At 59.3% G+C, this 19,555-nt stretch carries 16 protein-coding genes; 12 read left to right on the forward strand and 4 right to left on the reverse strand.

All coding sequences use genetic code 11. The features are described 5' to 3' along the window. Positions 1-41: 41 nt before the first annotated feature. The gene (locus DX909_RS27795) at positions 42-1,427 is read right to left on the reverse strand and encodes an MATE family efflux transporter (RefSeq protein ID WP_128548524.1); all 1,386 of its coding nucleotides are present in this window, start codon (positions 1,425-1,427) and stop codon (positions 42-44) included. 115 nt (positions 1,428-1,542) lie between these two features. Between DX909_RS27795 and DX909_RS27800 the strand changes: the two genes are divergently transcribed. The 12 genes from DX909_RS27800 (at position 1,543) to DX909_RS27860 (ending at position 15,046) form a co-directional block, all read left to right on the forward strand. Then, a complete protein-coding gene (locus DX909_RS27800) occupies positions 1,543-2,292 on the forward strand; it encodes a DUF4290 domain-containing protein (RefSeq protein WP_128548525.1) in 750 nt (249 codons plus the stop codon). Positions 2,293-2,379: 87 nt separating this feature from the next. Then, positions 2,380-3,687, forward strand: a complete 1,308-nt coding sequence (murA, locus tag DX909_RS27805) for a UDP-N-acetylglucosamine 1-carboxyvinyltransferase (protein WP_128548526.1) — start codon at positions 2,380-2,382, stop codon at positions 3,685-3,687. 217 nt (positions 3,688-3,904) lie between these two features. After that, positions 3,905-4,099 (forward strand): hypothetical protein, encoded by a 195-nt coding sequence (locus tag DX909_RS27810; RefSeq protein WP_128548527.1) that lies wholly within the window; start codon positions 3,905-3,907, stop codon positions 4,097-4,099. A gap of 427 nt (positions 4,100-4,526) precedes the next feature. After that, positions 4,527-5,162, forward strand: a complete 636-nt coding sequence (locus DX909_RS27820) for a ribonuclease H1 domain-containing protein (protein ID WP_206513067.1) — start codon at positions 4,527-4,529, stop codon at positions 5,160-5,162. Continuing rightward, positions 5,162-5,860 carry a tRNA1(Val) (adenine(37)-N6)-methyltransferase gene (locus DX909_RS27825; RefSeq protein WP_128548529.1) on the forward strand — a complete coding sequence of 233 codons (699 nt, stop codon included), beginning with the start codon at positions 5,162-5,164 and terminating at the stop codon, positions 5,858-5,860. The genes DX909_RS27820 and DX909_RS27825 overlap by 1 nt, the downstream gene beginning before the upstream one ends. 86 nt (positions 5,861-5,946) lie before the next feature. Further along, entirely contained in the window at positions 5,947-6,939 is a 993-nt protein-coding gene (locus DX909_RS27830; RefSeq protein WP_128548530.1) for a glycosyltransferase family 2 protein, read from the forward strand. 33 nt (positions 6,940-6,972) lie between these two features. Beyond that, complete coding sequence (locus DX909_RS27835; RefSeq protein ID WP_128548531.1) at positions 6,973-7,602, forward strand: inorganic pyrophosphatase; 630 nt, start codon at positions 6,973-6,975, stop codon at positions 7,600-7,602. A gap of 166 nt (positions 7,603-7,768) precedes the next feature. Next, a complete protein-coding gene (sppA, locus tag DX909_RS27840) occupies positions 7,769-9,532 on the forward strand; it encodes a signal peptide peptidase SppA (protein ID WP_128548532.1) in 1,764 nt (587 codons plus the stop codon). A 65-nt stretch (positions 9,533-9,597) separates the two neighbouring features. Continuing rightward, a complete protein-coding gene (locus DX909_RS27845; protein ID WP_128548533.1) occupies positions 9,598-10,806 on the forward strand; it encodes a helix-turn-helix domain-containing protein in 1,209 nt (402 codons plus the stop codon). A 75-nt stretch (positions 10,807-10,881) separates the two neighbouring features. Next, complete coding sequence (locus DX909_RS27850) at positions 10,882-12,111, forward strand: acyltransferase family protein (protein WP_128548534.1); 1,230 nt, start codon at positions 10,882-10,884, stop codon at positions 12,109-12,111. Continuing rightward, complete coding sequence (locus DX909_RS27855; protein WP_128548535.1) at positions 12,108-14,051, forward strand: pyrroloquinoline quinone-dependent dehydrogenase; 1,944 nt, start codon at positions 12,108-12,110, stop codon at positions 14,049-14,051. The genes DX909_RS27850 and DX909_RS27855 overlap by 4 nt, the downstream gene beginning before the upstream one ends. Before the next feature lie 446 nt (positions 14,052-14,497). Beyond that, complete coding sequence (locus DX909_RS27860; protein ID WP_128548536.1) at positions 14,498-15,046, forward strand: hypothetical protein; 549 nt, start codon at positions 14,498-14,500, stop codon at positions 15,044-15,046. Here DX909_RS27860 and DX909_RS27865 read toward each other — a convergent pair. The 3 genes from DX909_RS27865 to DX909_RS29810 form a co-directional block, all read right to left on the reverse strand. Continuing rightward, positions 15,026-17,284: a TonB-dependent receptor gene (locus DX909_RS27865; RefSeq protein ID WP_128548537.1), complete on the reverse strand. Its 2,259-nt coding sequence runs from the start codon at positions 17,282-17,284 to the stop codon at positions 15,026-15,028. The genes DX909_RS27860 and DX909_RS27865 overlap by 21 nt on opposite strands. A 34-nt stretch (positions 17,285-17,318) precedes the next feature. Further along, the gene (locus DX909_RS27870) at positions 17,319-18,644 is read right to left on the reverse strand and encodes a tetratricopeptide repeat protein (protein WP_128548538.1); all 1,326 of its coding nucleotides are present in this window, start codon (positions 18,642-18,644) and stop codon (positions 17,319-17,321) included. Between the two features lie 78 nt (positions 18,645-18,722). Next, a partial coding sequence (locus tag DX909_RS29810; protein ID WP_128548539.1) for a T9SS type A sorting domain-containing protein occupies positions 18,723-19,555 on the reverse strand: 833 nt, incomplete at its 5' end.

The raw sequence follows: 19,555 nt of genomic DNA on the forward strand, positions 1-19,555 counted from the left end.
CATTCATCAGGACGGCCCTGCCTGAGGCCGTCCTTCCTTTTTCATTGGGGAGATAGCACCGAGGAGGGGCCGGGTTCGAGCTTCAGCCGCCGGACCAGCCGGAAAAACCGCGCCGTCAGCAGAAAAGCGGCCATCGTCAGCCCAGCCAGCAGCCCCATCCACACCCCGGCCGCGTCCAGTTTCAGCCAGAAACCCAGCACGTAACTCATGGGGAGGCCGACGATCCAGTAGGCAAACAGGGTAATCACCGTCGGCACGTTTACGTCCGACAGGCCCCGCAGCACCCCGACCCCGGCGACCTGAACGCCGTCCGAAAGCTGAAAGAATCCCGCCATGATCACCAGCGATGCGGCAATCGCGGCCACCTGCGCGTTATCCCGGATATACAGCCCGACCAGCCATTCGTTGGCCGTCAGGAAGACGATGGTCCAGCCGGTCATGAAGAGGGTCGTCAGCAGAAGGGCCGCCACCCCGGCTTTCCGGACGGCCTCCCGGTTGGAACGGCCGAAGGCGTTGCCGACCCGAATGGCCCCGGCCGCCGAAATACCCGTCGCCATCATGTAGGTGGTGGAAGCCATATTGATGGCGATCTGGTGGGCCGCCAGCCGGTCGGCGCCCAGCCAGCCGATCATCATGGCCGACAGCGAGAAAGTGGCGGCTTCAAAAAAGAAGGTAAACCCGCCCGGAAGGCCAAGTTTCAGAATTTTCTTCACCTTATCCCCGACCGCCGTCCGGATGAACTCCGGCTGAAAATAAGCCCGAAACCGGTCGGAGCGGAGAATGTAGACGAGGATGGCCGTCGCCATGTACAGCCGGGAAAGCAGCGTGGCGACCGCCGAGCCATACACCCCCCATTCCGGGAACGGCCCGGCGCCGGTAATCAGCAGGTAGTTGAACAGGGCGTTGATCAGGAGCGCGGAAAGCGTGATCGCCATCGCCACGCGCGGCTGGGCCAGCCCGTCGCACAGCTGGCGGGCGGCAATAAACAAAAATAACGGCAGGTTGGAGAGACTGAGGATCACCATGAACAGCCGTCCGATCCGGGTCACTTCCGGCCCCTGGCCGAACAGCTCGAAGCTCAGCCCCAGACCGATCCCGACGGCGCCCAGAACGAGGCCCAGCAGCAGGGCCACCCGCAGGCCCGCCCGGAACAGCCGGTTGATCTCGGCCGCATCGCCCCGACCCCGCGCCTGCGAAACCAGTGCCGCGATGACCGAAAGCCCGCCGACCCCGATGCTCGACACCAGAAACGTCAGCGATACCGACAGGCCGGCACCGGCCAGCGGCACGGCCCCCAGCAGCCGGCCGACAAAAAGATTGTCCGTCACGCCCATCAGAATGACCCCCAGCTGGGCAATCACGATCGGGGTAGCCAGGCGAATGGTGCCGGCCAGTTCCGGTTTATAAATTCGGTACCACTGTTTCATGATTTCGCAACAGCCACCGGCCGTTTCTTGTTCCTTCTGGTGATCGTATCAAAAACGGGTTTCTATTAGTTTTCTTCTTACTTTTGCCTGAACACTTAAAAGACGTCCGAATCGCTTGAAAGAGTACGGCAGCAATATCCAGAAACTTGTCGATCATCTCCAGACCATCGAGGACCGCGAAAAGCGCACGCGGTATGCCCACATCCTGGTCGAACTGATGCGGCAGATCCATCCCAATATGCGGGATAATCAGGACTATTATAACAAACTGTGGGACGACCTGTACATTATCTCGAACTTCTCGCTGGATGTGGACAGTCCCTACCCTCCCCCGCCGGTTGACGTACTCGGCAAGAAGCCCCAGCCCGTGCCCTACAACACCCACGGGCTTCGTTTCAAGCACTATGGGCAGAACATGAACCTTCTGATCGCCAAGGCCATATCTCTTGACGATGAAGAAGAACGCCGGGCCTTCGTCTCCTATCTGGCCCGCCTGATGAAAACCTTCTATTCCACCTGGAACAAGGAGGCCGTCGAGGACGAAACCATCCTGCAGAACCTGGATGAAATGTCGAACGGAAAGCTGCACGAAGACATTCAGACCATCCGGACCAGCGGCTTCGTCGAAGCCACCCCGCGTGAACGAACCGGCGACCAGCAGCCCCGCCGGAACATCGGCGGCCCCTCCTACGGCCAGCCCTATAACCGGAACGAAACCTCCGGAAACCGCCAGAACAACGGCTACTACCAGAATCAGAACCGCGGCAACCGCAACGAAGGCGGGCAGGACCGCCGGGACAACCGGGGCGATTCCGGCCACCGCTTCCGGGGAAACAATCAGAACAACAACCGCAGAAGACGGTAGTTATAAAGCAGACATCCTTCCTTCTTCAGGACCGGCCCCCGCCGGCCGGGGGCCGGCTGTCGTTCCCTATTAACCGAATTCGAACCAATGGCTTCTTTCCGCATTGCCGGTGACCGGCGATTGAAGGGTGAGATCGTACCGCAGGGTGCCAAGAATGAGGCTCTTCAGATTCTCTGCGCCGTTCTGCTGACCGATCAGCCCGTCACCATCCACAACATTCCCAACATCCGGGACGTCAACAAACTGATCGAATTACTGGAAAACCTCGGTGTAAAAACCGAACGCCTGTCCGAATCGTCCGTGCGGTTTCAGGCCGACGACGTCGACATCGACGTGCTGGACTCGGAGGATTACCGCAATAAAGCCTCGACCCTGCGCGGGTCGGTGATGCTGCTCGGCCCGATGCTGGGGCGTTTCAAAACCGGCCGGATTCCGCGGCCGGGCGGAGATAAAATCGGCCGCCGTCGGCTGGATACCCACTTTCTCGGCTTCGAACAGCTGGGTGCCCAATTCAACTACGATTCCGAAGACGGCGGGATGTATCACGTTGATGCCAGCCGGCTAAAAGGAACCTATATGCTGCTCGACGAGGCCTCCGTTACCGGAACTGCCAACGTCGTGATGGCTGCGGTGCTGGCCGAGGGCACGACCACCATCTACAATGCCGCCTGTGAACCGTATCTCCAGCAGCTCTGCGCGATGCTCAACCGCATGGGGGCGAAAATCAGCGGGATTGCCTCCAACCTCCTCACCATCGAGGGCGTCGGGAAACTTGGCGGAACCGAACATACCATGCTGCCCGACATGATCGAGATCGGCTCGTTTATCGGGCTGGCGGCCATGACCCAATCGGAAATTACGATCAAGGACTGCCGGATTCCCCAGCTCGGCATCATCCCGAACGTATTCCGGCGGCTGGGGATTCAGCTGGAATTTCGGGGCGACGATATTTTTATTCCGGCTCAGGAGCGGTATCAGATCGAAAGTTTTCTGGACGGCGGCATGATGACCGTCGCCGATGCCCCCTGGCCCGGTTTTACCCCCGACCTGCTGAGCATCGTGCTGGTCACGGCCATTCAGGCGCAGGGTACGCTGCTGATTCACCAGAAGATGTTTGAAAGCCGGCTGTTCTTCGTCGACAAGCTGATCGAGATGGGAGCCCAGATTATTCTCTGCGACCCGCACCGCGCCACGGTGATCGGTCTGGATCGTCGCCAGCAACTGAAGGGCATCCGGATGTCGTCGCCCGATATTCGCGCCGGGGTCGCCCTGCTGATCGCGGCCCTCTCCGCCAAAGGGGAGAGCATCATCGACAACATCGAACAGATCGACCGGGGTTACCAGAACATCGACCTCCGGCTGAACGCCATCGGCGCCCGGATCGAACGGCTCTGAGCGTCAGGACGCCCGCTACAAAAAAGCCGAACCCGGTGCGGGTTCGGCTTTTTTGTTGATTACCGGGCTTCCATGAAGTTCGCCGGGTACAATCATGTGATAAACGTTCGTATTATTTGATGAACGGATAGTACTTTTTTTCGATTTCAGCGTTTTACTGATGTGCTGCCCGCCCGAGTGACCCGAGAATAAGTTTCCACTTACAACAACAAATACCATGAATCCCGTCACCGAACTCTACCAGCGGCTGAGTGCCCGCCGGAATGCACTAATGGTACACTATGGGCACAATAACAGCCTGAGAACCAACGATCCTGCCACCTACACCCGGTACCAGACCGAACTCCGGGAGCTGAACCGAAAGCTCCGGATGATCCGAAACCAAATTGAGGAAAATCCCATTCTGCACTGAATCCGGACCGGTTCAGGTATATGAATTTTTCGGAGCCGTCCGGTCCATCCGGACCGGTTCGGAATCCGGCGTGTCCCGGCCCAGATAAAAAGTGGCATGGCACCGCCGGCAATGAAAAAACTTCAGTGTCAGATAATCGTAAAACCGGCGAACATACCTCGGCCGGTTTTTTCGTTCCAGGTGGATGTCCGTCCGGCAGTGGGGGCACTCGCATTTCTTTTGTACGTTCATTAGAATGGTGAACAATCCGACGAAATAAACTGAGGCAACACTGATAAATACCAATAGACCTGAATTCATTGAGTACTATCTGATTAATGAGGTGTCATTGTACAGCCTGAAAACTACAAATCTCGGGCCAAACCCAGGTTGACCGGGCGGCTCATTTACTCTATTTGTATCTTTGGGTTTTCCTTTAATCGGCATTATGGCGAAACCGCCCAAATTTTACGTGGTCTGGAAAGGCCGGGAGAAAGGGGTCTACGATACCTGGGAGGCCTGTCAGGAGCAGATTCAGAACTATCCCGGAGCGCTTTACAAATCCTTTGAAAGCCGGACCGTGGCCGAAAAGGCGCTGGGCGAAAAGCCGCACCTGCACCTGAATCCCGCCACTGCCCCGGCTGCGGCCGGCAAGTCTCAGAAACTGTTCGTTGGGCAGCCCATCCGGGACAGCCTGGCCGTAGATGCGGCCTGGAACACCGCTTCCGGCGACATGGAGTACCAGGGCGTCCATGCCGGAACGAAGCAGCTCCTTTTCCATCAGGGGCCGTTTCCCGACGGGACCAACAACATCGGCGAGTTTCTGGCCATCGTCCACGCCCTGGCCTGGCTGGACCAGCGCCGGAGCAACCTGCCGATCTACTCCGACTCCCGGACGGCCATCGGCTGGGTTCAGAAAGGCAAGGCCAATACCAAACTGGCCGAAACCCCGCGCAATGCCCAGCTGTTCGAACTGATCGCGCGGGCCGAAAACTGGCTGAAAACTCACCGGTACGCCAACAAAATCCTGAAATGGGAAACCGAACACTGGGGAGAGAACCCGGCCGATTTCGGTAGAAAATAATGTTCCGATTCAAGCAATTTACCATCCGGCAGGACCGCACCGCCATGAAGGTCTGCACCGACGCCTGCGTGCTGGGCGCCTGGGCGGACGTCGGCCGGGGCGGGCGTCTGCTCGACATCGGTACCGGCACCGGCCTGCTCGCCCTGATGGCCGCCCAGCGCAACCCGGAGGCCCGGATCGAAGCCGTCGAGGCCGACGAAGCGGCCGCCGGACAGGCCGCCGGAAACGTGCGGGAAAGCCCGTTTGCCGACCGCGTGCGGGTGGTGCCGGCCCGGATTCAGGACGTTACGACCGAACCGTTCGACCGCATTCTTTCCAATCCGCCATTTTATACCGGCCACCTCCGTTCGCCGGACGCGGCCGTCAACCGGGCGCTGCACAACGACGAGCTTCCCTTTGAGGAACTGATTTCCAGCATCGTACGGTTATTGAAGCGGGACGGCGAGTGCTGGGTGATGCTTCCTCCTTCCGAATTGCAGCGATTCAGCCGGCTGGCCGAAGCCGCCGGACTGCGGCCCTACCGGACCCTGGCGCTTCGGCACCATGCCCGAAAGCCGGTTTTCCGGATGATAGCGGGCCTTCGCTACGACGCCCCGGCCGTGCCCGACCGCCGGGAATTGTGCCTGTACGAACCGGACGGAAAGACCTATACCGCCGGCTTTCGTTCATTATTACAACCGTTTTACCTGATTTTCTAAAAACCTTGCGAGCTTTGCGCTGCCCTTTGCGAACTTTGCGTTTAGTAGTAAGGAATTAGGCGTCGTCTCCCGAAGAGACTACAGAAATGACTGAGCAACTTCAACTTTCCGTCGTTATCCCCCTCTACAACGAAGAAGAGTCGCTGCCGGAACTGCACGACTGGATCGTTCGGGTCGTGACGGAACAGGGCTATTCCTATGAAATCCTGTTGGTCGACGACGGCAGCACCGACCGGTCGTGGGCGGTAATTTCACAGCTTTCCGAGCGGAATCCGCGCGTCCGTGGCATCCGTTTCACCCGCAACTACGGCAAAACGGCGGCCCTGCAGACCGGGTTTCAGGCCTGCCGGGGAAAAGTGGTCGTCACGCTCGATGCCGACCTTCAGGACAACCCCGAAGAAATCCCGGAACTCTACCGGATGATTACCCAGGAAGGTTACGACCTGGTCTCCGGCTGGAAGCAGAAGCGGTACGACCCGCTCAGTAAAACCCTCCCGACCAAGCTGTTCAATGCCGTTTCGCGGTGGGTGTCGGGCGTTCATCTGCACGATTTCAACTCCGGTATAAAAGCCTATCGCCTGCCCGTCGTCAAATCCATGAACCTGTACGGAGAGATGCACCGGAATCTGCCCATCGTCGCCAAATGGAACGGATACTCCCGCATCGGCGAAAAAGTGGTGCGCCACCAGGCCCGGAAGTACGGCACGACCAAATTCGGCCTTGACCGCTTCATCAACGGTTTTCTGGATCTGCTGGTCATCGCCTTCGTCCATAAATTCAGCCGGCGGCCGATGCACTTTTTCGGAACCTTCGGGACTCTCTCCTTTTTTGTCGGCAGCCTGATCACGGCCTATCTCATCGGCGAGAAGCTCTATAACATCGCCAATCATCTGAAATACCGGAATGTAACCGACAATCCGCTGTTTTTTCTCGCCTTAGTGGCGATAATTCTCGGGGTTCAGTTATTTTTGGCCGGGTTTTTAGGGGAATTACTCGTGCGGCAAACCGCCGGCAAAACCGGTGACTACCTGATTGCCGAACGAACCGGCCAGGATACCTTTACGTCGACATCCGTCTGACCTCCAAAAAGCGAAGAGAAACTATACAACCTTATGAATCACCAGTTTAAAGCACATCCCTGGCACGGGATTCCCATCGGCGAGAATGCACCGGATACGGTGACGGCCTTTATCGAGATCGTACCGACCGATACCGTAAAATATGAGGTGGATAAAGATACGGGGTATCTGAAAATCGACCGGCCCCAGAAATATTCCAACATCGTTCCGGCCCTGTACGGGTTCATTCCCCAGACGTATTGCGACGAGGAAGTGGCTTCGCTGGCCCGCGAACGGTCCGGAAGGGAAATTGAAAAGGGCGACGGTGACCCCATCGACATCTGTGTCCTGAGCGAGCACGCCATCACCCACGGGAACATTATCCTTCAGGCCATTCCCATCGGCGGTTTCCGGCTGCTCGACAAAGGCGAGGCCGACGACAAGATCATCGCCATCCTGAAGGGCGACGCCATGTATCAGAACTACAAGGACCTGCACCAGCTGCCCGACAGCGTCGTCCAGCGGATGAAGCACTACTTTCTGACTTACAAGAACTTACCCGGCGAGCCGATGACCTGCGAAATCGTCAACGTCTACGGGCGGGAGGAGGCCCACGAAGTCATCCGCCGGTCGGTGGAGGATTACTGGCAACTGGTTCGCTCTCAGGCCACCATGAGCCTGTAAGGGGTTCCATCCTTTTATCCTCCCATTGACACATTCAACACAAATTCAGGAGACCGCTCCCGGTCTCCTTTTTATTTTTGTTAATTAGCCGATGAAGAACGCCTTCCCGCGAAGACCCGATAGGCTTCTTCACCGGTTTCCAAAACACAAGTAGCTAACTTAAAATATGCGTCAATTCCTTAAATACGTCCTGGCAACCGTTGTCGGACTTATGGTTTTCTCGTTCGTGGCATTCCTCATGCTGCTGGCGGTCGGATCGGCTCTTTCGGCGGCCTCCGGGGATGAGGTTTCGGTAAAGGAGAATTCCGTATTGAAACTGAACCTGAACAGCCCGATCCGTGAAATCGGCGTCGACAACCCGTTCGGCGGCTTCGGCCCGCTTAACTCCGAAGGCGACGTCATCGGTCTTATCGACCTGAAACGCGCCCTGGCCAACGCCAAACTGGACCCGAACATCAAAGGCATCTACATCGAGTCCGAATACCCGCAGGCCGGCTGGGCGACGCTGGAGGAGGTCCGGAACTCCCTCATCGACTTTAAGAAATCGAACAAGTTCATTACCGCCTACGGGGAGGTGATGACCGAAAAGGGATATTATCTGGCCTCCGTAGCGGACAACATCTGCCTCAACCCCACCGGGGCGCTGGAGTGGAACGGGCTGGAAGCGGAATACATCTTCTTCAAGGGAACCCTCGACAAGCTGAACATCCAACCGATGATCTTCCGGGTGGGCGAATTCAAAAGCGCCGTCGAACCTTTCTTCCGGGAAAACATGAGCGAGGCCAACCGGCTGCAAACCGCATCGTTCCTGAATTCGATCAACGATCATTTCCTGCAAAGCATCTCCAAAAGCCGCCGGATCGGGGTTCCGGAGCTGCGCAAAATGGCCGACGACCTCACCATCCAGACGGCGGGCGACGCCGTGCGGGCAAAACTGGTGACGAAAGCGGCCTATTATGACGAGGTGGAGACCGATATGAAAAAGGCCCTGAAGATCGACGCCAAAAAGAAAATCGACTTCATTTCCCTCGGCAAATATGAGAACGCCAAAAACTACGTCGAGGAAGGCAACCTGAAAAACCGCATCGCCGTCATCGTAGCCTCCGGCGACATTACGTCCGGCAAGGGCGACGACGGTATTGCTTCCGACCGCGTAGCCGAGCAGATCCGGAAGGCCCGGCTGGACGAAAAAGTGAAGGCCATCGTCATCCGGGTGAACTCGCCGGGCGGCAGCGCCCTGGCCTCCGACGTGCTCTGGCGGGAAATTTCCCTCGCCAACAAAGCCAAGCCGGTAGTCGCTTCCATGTCCGACTATGCCGCTTCGGGCGGGTATTACATGGCGATGGGCGCCCGCCGGATCGTGGCCGACCCGAACACCATCACCGGCTCGATCGGGGTTTTCGGGCTGCTGTTCAACATCGAAGGCTTTTTTAAGGAAAAGCTCGGCATGACCTACGACCGCGTCACGACCAACACCTATTCCGACTTCCCCAGCCTGACCCGCGAAATGTCGGCGTTTGAGAAAAACCGCCTGCAGCAGAACGCCGACCGGTTCTACGAAATCTTCACCAAAAAAGCTGCCCAGGGCCGCCGGATGCCGGTCGACAGCCTGAAGGCGCTGGCCTCGGGCCGCGTCTGGTCCGGAACGCAGGCCAAGGCCAACGGGCTGGTCGATGAACTCGGCGGGCTGGAGACGGCCGTGGCGCTGGCGGCTAAGGAGGCTAAGCTGAAGGAGGGCGACTATCGCGTTCGCTACACCCCGGAGAAGAAAAACGCCCTCGAAGAGCTGATCAAGAACTTTACGGGCAGTGAGGAAGAACGGATGGAAGCCCGGCTCGGCGAGCTGGCGCCCTATGTCAAATACCTGAAGATGCTGGACAACCTCCAGGGCGTTCAGGCCCGTCTGCCTTTCGAAATGAATATCCGCTGACCAGGAGCCGGAAGGTCTTTCCGACCTTCCGGCTTTTCAGTAACTTACGGCAGCAATCCGAACCTATGAAGATACTGCCGGTCCATCTTGACTTATTTGCGCTGATCATTCTGCTGGGAATCGCCCAGGGAATCTTTCTCGGCGTTTTCTTTCTGACGGGCGAGCGGAGACGAAATATCGCCAACCGTTGCATGGGCTGGATGATGCTGGCGCTCTCGGCCATCACGGCGGAAATCTTTCTGAACTATACCAATTATATGTTCAGAATGCTGGAGATCGTCGACTTTTCCGAGCCGTTCAATTTTCTGCCGGCTCCCTTTTTCTACCTGTTCACCTACAGCCGGATTCACCGGAAACTGCCCCGCCGGTGGGGACTTCACCTGATTCCGTTCGCAATCTGGCTGGTCAACATGGTGACCTGGCTGTATCAGCCCATCGAGTTCAAATACAACTCCTACATCTATTCCCACCATCCGGAACTGCCGTTCATCGACCCGGTGCATATGAACCTGGAGGAAGATTTTACGGGCCTGCGGGATCTGGTCAGTGAAATGACCCTATTGAGCTGCCTGGTCTACGCCGTGGCGGGCATCCTGCTCATTCTGAGGTCCTTCCGGCGGCTGGGGGAACCGTTCTGGAGCGGCCGGCCCCTGGTGCTGGCCAAACTGCGGAATCTGTCGCTGATTTTTCTGGCCTTTCCGTTCCTGATCATGGTCGTCAAACCTCAGTATTATCACGACCTGGGCGATTACCTGCTGGCCTGTTACGTAACGCTGATCATCTACGCGACCAGTCTCTCCGTCATGAGCGGTTCGGCCTTTTTTCGGGACGAGGTCCGGCTCGACCTGCCCTCCGAAACCGAATCCGATACCGCCCCCGTCCGAAAAAAATACGAGAAGTCGGCCCTGTCCGACGAACTGGAGGAGAATCTGCTCGGCAAGCTGACCAGCCTGCTCGATACCGAAAAGCCGTTTCTGGAAAGCGACCTCTCCCTGCCCCGGCTGGCGCAGCGGCTGAACACCTCACCCCACCACCTTTCCCAGCTGATCAACGACCGGCTGGGTCAGAGTTTTTTCGACCTGCTGGCCACCTACCGCGTTCGCGAAGCCCAGCGGCTGCTTCAGCATCCGGACTCCGTCAACCTGAAGATCGATGAGATTGCCGAGCGGGTCGGGTATAATTCCACCTCCGCCTTTCATACGGCATTCAAGCGCCTGACGGGCCAGACGCCGGCCCAGTTTCGGGCTGCTGCGACTTCGTCCCGTTCGGCATGAAGTTCTTGACGATCGGAAAATGGCGTTTCCGGGCCGCTTAAGGCCATCTTTGCTCCCGGAAAATCATTCGACGCCATGCAACCAATCGTATCTGAATCTTCTCTGAACCCGCCCTCCACCGGGGCCCCCTCCACCCGTCGGTATGACCTGGACTGGCTGCGGGTGATCGCCATCGTCATCCTTCTGTTCTACCATACCGGCATGATCTTCGTCAGCTGGGGCTGGCACATCGAAAGCCCGAACACCAGCCCGGCCCTTCAGGAAGTGATGCACTGGCTTCATTACTGGCGGATGCCCCTGCTGTTTTTCATCTCCGGGGCCGGAACGTTCTTCGCCCTGAAGAAACGCGCCTTCGGCACCTACGCCGGAGAGCGGGTCCGGCGGCTGTTCATTCCGCTGGTGTTCGGGATGCTGGTGATCGTGCCGCCCCAGATTTATTTCGAGTGGCTGTTCCGGGGCCGGTTCAGCGGCAGCTATGCCGAATTTTACCCGAACGTCTTTCAGTTCCAGCCGTACGAAGACGGGGGCCGGGGTGGGGCGTTCAGCTGGCACCACCTCTGGTTCGTAACTTACCTGTTCCTCTACTCTCTGATCAGCATTCCGGTCTTCCGGTATCTGAAAAAACCGGCGGGCCGTCGGCTGATCGACCGGCTGGGGCGGCTCATCCGGCGCCCGGGCGGGGCAATGTGGCTGGCCGGTTTCATCGTCGGGAACGATCTCATCCTGGGCGGCTTTTTCCCGAACGAAACCCACGCCCTGCTCAACGACTGGGCCTATTTCATGGAAAACCTGATCCTGTTCTGGCTGGGGTATGCGCTGGTCAGCCGGCCGGAATTCTGGCAGACGCTGACCGACCAGCGACGCGGCTTCGCCTTCGGGACCCTGGCCTGCACGATTATTTTCTACACCACCCTTGCCATGGGCGACCGGTTTCCGGCGCTGCGCGAAAATAAGGTCTGGGTCACCTTCTACAGCACCAATACCAACTGTCTGATGTGGTTCTCGATTCTGACCTCCGTCGCCTACAGCTTTCGGTATTTAAACCGGAACCACCGGCTGCTGCCCCACCTGAACGAAGCCGTCTATCCGTTCTACATTCTGCACCAGACCGTCATCGTCTGCATCGGATATTTTGTCCTGAAAACGAACCCGGGCGTACTGGACGGCTTCCTGATCATCAGCTTTGCGTCCCTGTTTACGAGTATCGCGCTTTATCTGCTGTTCATTCGACCTTTTACACTGACCCGGTTGCTGTTCGGGCTGAAAACCGATTCCCGTTCAACGATCAAACAACCATCCCTATGAAATTCATTCTCTTCTGGCTCACCCTGACGGCCCTCCTGACGCTTTCCGTTCCCTCCTTCAGTCAGGCCCCTTCCGCAAGGACCTCACCCAACCCCGGCGAGTGGCCGGCTTACGGACGGGATGCGGGCGGGATGCGGTACTCGCCCCTGCGGCAGATCAACGCGGCCAACGTGAAGAATCTGAAACCGGCCTGGACCTTCCGGACCGGAGAACTCGAAACCTACGAAGGCACCAACACGAAGGAAAAAGCCGCCTTCGAGGCTACACCGCTCCTCGTCGACGGAACGCTTTACTTCACGACGCCCACCACCCGGGTTTTTGCCCTCGACGCAGCCACCGGCCGGAAAAAGTGGGAGTTCGACCCGGAAGTCTATCTCCGGCAAGATCTATCCGAAGTAACCTCGCGGGGGGTGTCGATCTGGCCCGCCGACGGCCGCCGTCTGCCCAAACGGGTCTTCGTGCCCACCCTCGACGGCCGGCTCATCGCCCTCGATGCCAAAACCGGCCAACCCATTCCCGGTTTCGGCCGGGAAGGCAGCGTCGACCTGCGGACGGGCGTCGGCAACATCAGCGTGACCTCTCCGCCGGCCGTGATCGGCGACCTGATCGTGGTCGGCTCGTCGATGGGCGACAACCAGCGTTTCAATTACGAACGGGGCGTCGTGCGGGCGTATGATGCCCTGACGGGTGCGCTCCGCTGGAGCTGGGACCCGATTCCGCGGACCAAAGACGACCCCGGCGCCGACACCTGGCGGGGGGCCAGCGCCCTCCAGACGGGGGCCGCCAACGCCTGGTCGATCATCTCCGCCGACCCGGAACGCGACCTGGTGTTCATCCCGACCACCTCCCCCAGCCCCGATTATTACGGCGGAGAGCGGCTGGGGAAGAATCAGTTCGCCAGTTCGATCGTCGCCATTCGGGCGTCGACCGGCAAAGTGGTCTGGCACTTCCAGACCGTCCACCACGACCTCTGGGACTACGACAATGCCGCACAGCCGCTCCTGTTCACCCTGAACCGTAACGGGAAGGAAACCCCGGCGGTGGCCGTCGGCACGAAGATGGGGCATATTTTCATCCTCCACCGGGAAACCGGCGAACCCCTGTTCCCGGTGGAGGAGCGGCCCGTTCCCGCTTCGACGGTGCCGGGGGAGGAAGCCTTTCCGACCCAGCCCTTCCCGACCACCCTGCCCCGGCTGGGCCTCCACCAGGTCGAAGCCTGGGGGCCGACGGCCGAACTGAAAGCCGTGGCGCAGAAACGGATGGACAGGCTTCATTATAAAGGCATTTTCACCCCTCCCTCCTTTCAGGGCACCATCGTTTCGCCCGGCAACGTCGGCGGCATGAACTGGAGCGGCATGTGTTATGATCCCGAGTCGGGGCTGCTGATTACCAACGTCAACCGGCTGGCGGCCGTCATCACCCTGATGCCCCGGGAGAAAATGTCGGGAGCGATGAAAAGCAATCAGGAGCTGCTGCGGGCCGAAACCGGCTATCAGGCCGGGACACCCTACATCATGAAGCGCTCCTACCTGTTCGGGCAGAATGAACAGGGCATCGTGCCGCAGACCACCCCGCCCTGGGGAACGCTGGCCGCAGTGAACCTGAAGAAAGGGACGCTGGAATGGGAAGTGCCGCTCGGATTCATGTACGATGTGGCCCAGTATCCCGACGCCCGCCAGTGGGGATCGCTGAATCTCGGCGGGGCCATCGTGACGGCCGGCGGGCTGGTGTTCGTGGCCGGCACCATCGACGGGCATCTGCGGGCGTTCCGAACCCAGGACGGCAGCCTGCTCTGGGAGGCCGCGCTGCCTGCCGGAGGCCAGGCCACCCCGATGACCTACGAGGTAAACGGTAAACAATATGTGCTGATCGCGGCCGGCGGCCACGGCAAACTCGGGACGAAGCTGGGCGATTTTGTGGTGGCCTACCAGCTGCCCTGAAAGATTTTTTTCAAAGCCACGCAACCGAAAGGAAGCGATCCTCGTATATGTGCAGGAGAAGCCTTTGGCCCGACCTATTCAACGAAGCGCCAGGGGAACCGCTGAGTTCGGGTTCGTGTCGAAGGTTCTGATTGAACACGCCCGGTCATCCCTGTTACTACAGGGAAGGCCGGGTGTTTTTTCTTTGCCCGACACCCCTGGCCGGACCGGCGCACCGGCCGGGGGTGTGCGGATTGGCACTCTCTTCGCCCCTCTCTTGCTACGTTCCACTCTGCCCCCTACCTTTGAACCGCGAAGTTTAATTATTTTAATTTACAGTGGGATTCTTGGCTTAAACCAAAGGACGGCCGGCAAAAGGTGCAAGTCCTTAGTCCAAGAACGCCCATGTGGGAATAATTGAACTTCGCAGTGACCGGCCTATCTTTTCATCATCACCTCCTTTGGTTATGCGAAGTTCAAACAACTCTACCCACCAATCCCGCCCGGATTATCCCAAAGCCTACTTTCGGCCCTGCGGCATACCCCGACGCTTGTTTTTACAACTAATTGAGGCCGAGCCCCTGCTCTCCGCCCAACCCGACGGCCAGGGCGTCGTGCAGGGCTTCCTCCGCACCGTCCTGCGTCGCTACCTGCTTGAACGCCGAACCTACTACGCCCGTCTGCACGAAAACCGCACCGGCCGGCCCCTCCAGCCGCCCCAGCACCATCCCCTGCTTCATGCCGCCCTGGGTGCCTACTGGCGGGTCTTCTGCCGTACGCTCGCCAAACAGGATTTATCGCTGGAAAACCAGCTTCAGCAGCAGGAGCTATCGTGGCTCAACCACCAGATCGTGCCCGAACTGGAGCGGCAATTGACGGAGGTAAGCACGGCCCGCGACCGGCTGTTGAGCGAGAACGAGCGTCTGAACCGGGCGCTGGCGATGCTGATGAGCCGGTGCCCCCCCCCAGCCGGTGCGCCGGTCCGACAGGACCAATCAGAAAAAGTAGGTAATTGAGGCCCGGGGGAAGAAGGGCGTTCCCGGGGTGAAATGGATTTCGTTGACCGGAGCGGGTTCTCCGCGCAGACGGCTTTCGGTGGCAAACTGCGTTTCTTTCCAGCGGGTGTTGAACAGGTTCTGCACCGACAGACCGAACTGGAGCCGGGTAAGCGTATAGTTGGCCTGCAGATCGGTGATGAAATAGCCCTTCGCCACGATGGAATTGTCTTCATTGGCCGGCCGGGCCGCCATATACCGATACCGGAGCGAGCCGCTCAGCCCTTTCCGGTTCTGAAGTGTCAGGCCGCCCGTGGAGGTAAACGTCGGTGCCAGCGGCAAATAGTTCTGCCCGGCCTCTGCCCCAAGGGCCCGGGGCCGGGCCGTGTTGAGGTCCAGATCGAAGAAAAGCCGGGGGGAGAGCTGCCAGCGCAGAGAAGCGTCGAGGCCATACCGCCGGGATTTGCCGCTCGGTTCGATCACCCCTTCGTCGCCCACATAAACAAACTCCTGCTCCATCCATAGATACCAACCGGCCGCCTGAATTAGCAGGTTCGGAAAAGGCTTGAAAATCAGGCCCAGATCGGACCCGTAGGCCGCCGGCAAGACCTCCCTCCCCTGCTGTTCGACCACTACCCGCGTATCGTTCGAATGGAAGCCGCGACCGGTATTCAGATAAAGTTGCAGCCGCGGGTTGACGGTGTAGTACAGATTCAGTTTCGGCGAAAGGATCACATCCGAGGCCCGAAGCGTCGGCGCCGGGCTTTGAAGGAGGTCGGTATAGCGGTTCCGCAGGTAGTCGGCCCGTACTCCGGTATTGAGGGTAAACCGGGCCGAAAAGGCAATCGATTCGTCGAGATAGAGCGAGGCATTCCCTTCGTCGATGCGCCCGAGTTTCCGGCGGCCGAGGGTTTCGCTGCGGTTCAGGGTGTGGGAAAGTTCGGTCGGCCGGGTGAGGTCCCGGCGATACTGAAGCCCTGCCGTGGTGGTCAGGAGCGCCCGCCCGATGCGGCTATTGCGGGCTATACTTCCGTTATAGCCAAACAGATGACGGCTTTCCTTTTGCCGGATCTGGTCCCCGTTGACCGAATCTTCCCGGAAAAAGGTGAAGTTGGAATACAATTCGAAATCATACCGGCTGTAGTAGACTTGCTGACGAAGGGTGAGATTCGGGCCGACCGTCGTCACCAGCTGCCCGTTCAGGTTGGTCCGGCCGGTTTCCCCGCCTTCGGTCGGGTCGACGGAACCGTAAAAACCGACCTGACCCGACGCCACCGCCCGGTCCGGAATCTGGCCCGAATGATTCCACCGGCTATGGAAGGTCGAGCCGGTGAGCGTCAGCCGGGTGTTCGGGCTCAGGTGTCTGTGGTATTTCCCCACCAGGTTGAACCGTTTGAAATGCTGCGGGTGGTCGAAGTAAGAATCCGAGTAGGAGTATTCGGGCGCCAGATAGAGCGATTGCCCCCGTTCGAGGCCCCGGCGGCCCAGCAGATCGAAGGCCCCCACGGCACGGGCAGTCCGGTACGGGCCGGCTTCCAGCTTCACGAAACTCTTGTCGAGAACCGTCCGCGTCCGGAAGTCCACCCAGCCGGCCGTGGCGAAATTACCCTGATCGGCCCGGTAAGGACCTTTCCTGAAGTCGACGCCCTCGATCAGTTCCGGGATGACGAAATGAAGGTCGGCATATCCCTGTCCGTGGGCGTGGGATACCATATTGACCGGTATTCCGTCGACGCTGAGCCGGATGTCGGTCCCGTGGTCGAGGTCGAAACCGCGCAGGAAAATCTGCTCGGCCTTGCCGCCCCCGGCATGCTGCCCGATGAACAGGCCCGGCACCAGCCGCAGGATTTCCTGCGAATTGGTGATGGGGCGAACCCGGATGTCCAGGCTGGAAATCAGCTGCTGGTCGTGCGCCCGCAGGGAAGACACCGCAATTTCCTTCAGTTCGATGGCGGCCGCGTCGAGAGGTGTGCTGACCCGAGTGATCTGGTCGTCGTACACCGTCACCTCGATGACCATCGTCCTGAAACCGAGGTGCGACAGTTCGATCTTATAGGGCGCGGGCACGAGCCCGTCGAACCGGTATTGCCCCAGTTCATTGGTGACGGTCCCCTTCCCCAGCCCGGTCAGATGGACGGTCACCCCGCCCAGCGGCCGCCGGGTAACCGGGTCGTGGACGGAACCCACAATACTGCCTAAATGAGCCAGCGCCGGGAAAGCCAGGATCAACAGCAAAACGAACAATAGTAGTTTTTTCATGATGCGGATACGGTCGGGGTACGGTTCAGATCCATCACAAAACGGCGATCGGGTTCACCTTCCGGGCCTGGGCCAGCAGCCGGTTTCCTTCTTTCACATGGCCCAGCGCCACTTCGACGGCACCGGCCTGCCGCAGCAGTTCGGGGTCCTTGCTGCCCGTCCGCAGGGCCACCTGCATATGCTGCTGCGCTTTTTCGGGCAGGTGCCGGTGATAATAAACCCAGGCCAGGGCCCGGTTCACGTCGATGTTGCGGGGCCGGACCCGGTATTCCCGCAAACCGTAGAACAGGGCCGAATCCAGTCGCCCGGCGGCCGTATAAACCTTGCATAACTCAAGGTCGACCCGGTGCCCCGACCGGGCGTCCTCCTGAAGCATCTGAACAACCTCCCCGTATTTCTTCACGGATTGCTCCGGGTTTCCCTTCAGGCCGTAAATTTCAGCCATTTCTTCATGAAAAGAAAACTCCGGCATGATCCGGGCCGCACTGTCGAGCAGAAAAAGAGCTTCGTCATACCGCTTCCGGGCTTTTTGAACCCGACCCAGGCCCCTCAGCGCAAAAGCATAACTCGGACGCAGGGCCAGCACGTCGGCATACTGATTTTCGGCCTCCTGCAGCTTTCCGGTGGTTTCATACAGGTAGCCGAGGGTGGTTCTGCTCCAGCAAAACGGTTCCGATCCGGGCAAACCGGCCTGAACGGCCAGTTTCATAGCTTCGATGGCCCCGGGATAGTTGCCGTAAATTTCGCGGAGGTAGGAAGCCCGCGAGTAGGACTCCAGCGAAGGTTTCAACTGCTGCATTTTATCGGACATCGCCACCGCTTCCTCATAATGGCCCAGCTCGACGTTGGCATCGACCAGAACGCCGTACACGTAGGCGTTGTTCGGATTCATCTGCCGGGCTTTTTCGGCCAGCGCGCGGGCTTCGGCGAAACGGTGCTGCGACATCATCACCGAGGCTTTGTAGGTGGTGGCTTCAAAATTTTTCGGATCTATCGCCAGGACGCCGTCCAGAATGCGCAGCACGGCTGGGTAATAATACGGGTGTTCGCCGGTGATGCGGGCTTCGGACAGGAAGATGGCGGCCAGTTGCAGCCGGTTTTTGGTGTTGGCCGGCTCCTTTCGGATTTTCTGCATCAGTTCGTCCACTTTCCCGCGGGTCCGGGGCCATTCTTCGGCCTGCGCCAGTTGGCCCCGTCGCTCAAACAGGGCCGGTATTTCATCGGTGGAACCGGTAGCGGATCCGCCCGTAGCCGTTTGAGTCCGGCGGCTTTCGGAACAGCCGGTCAGTAGCAGAACCAGTGTCAGCAGGGCCGGCCCCCAGGCCGAAAACGTTCGGGTGAAAGGTAAAGTCGTTGTCATGGAAGGATGGTTTAAGAAGGAAAAACCGGGGGCCGGGCCGCCATTTGCGCCAGCCTGCACGGCCCCCGGGGATGCCGCTCAATGCCGGACTACCTTGATCGTCTGGCGTTCGTTCGGCGTAGACACCTGGAGGAAGTACACCCCCGGCCGTTGTCCCAGCCGGACCGTCCGGCGTTCCACGGCCCCGGCCAGCCCGACGGTTTGCTGCCCGAACCGCTGCCCCTGGCTGTCGCTCACCTGAATCTGGAGCGATTTGCCCGACGCTCCCCGGACCTCGACAGTCACCTCGTTGCCCGGCGTGGGGTTACCCAGCACCCGAACCGACAGGGGTTCTCCCCCTTCGGCCGAAATTCTTGCCTTCGCGCAGAATTCCCGGAAATTGAACGTGTAGCTGGCCCTCGAGGACGGATCGCCCACATACCGCACATTCACCACAATGAATTTGGTGTTGGGGTCGTTGCGAACGCCGAACTCGATCTGGCGGTTGACGCTCGGGCCATACACGCCGTTGACCACGCCGGCCGCGCTGAACTCGACCGCCCGGGCCGGATCACCCCCGATCCGGCCAAAGGTGATGTCACCGGTCGAGCAGTTGTAATCCGTTACTGTGGCGGAAAGCGGCACGGTCGTCGTCGATTGGGGACCCACATACTGGTTGCCGAGGAAACCGCGCCAGGGGTCCTGTTCGAAGGGGAAAGCCGCCTTGAAGGTGGTATCGTTCTTCGTCACTCCGGCGTTGAAACCGAGAACCTTCACCAGATTGGGGGTGACGGGACTGCCGCCGGGCTGGAAGTCGTCGTACCACAACCCGATGGCCGCCAGCACCACCCCGCCCACCGCCTGCAGCTCGATGGTCGTCACGTCATCCTCCAGCCGACGGCCGTTGGGAAACCCGTCCATGTTGGGAATGA

This window comes from Larkinella soli, from assembly GCF_003703975.1.
Lineage (GTDB): Bacteria > Bacteroidota > Bacteroidia > Cytophagales > Spirosomataceae > Larkinella > Larkinella soli.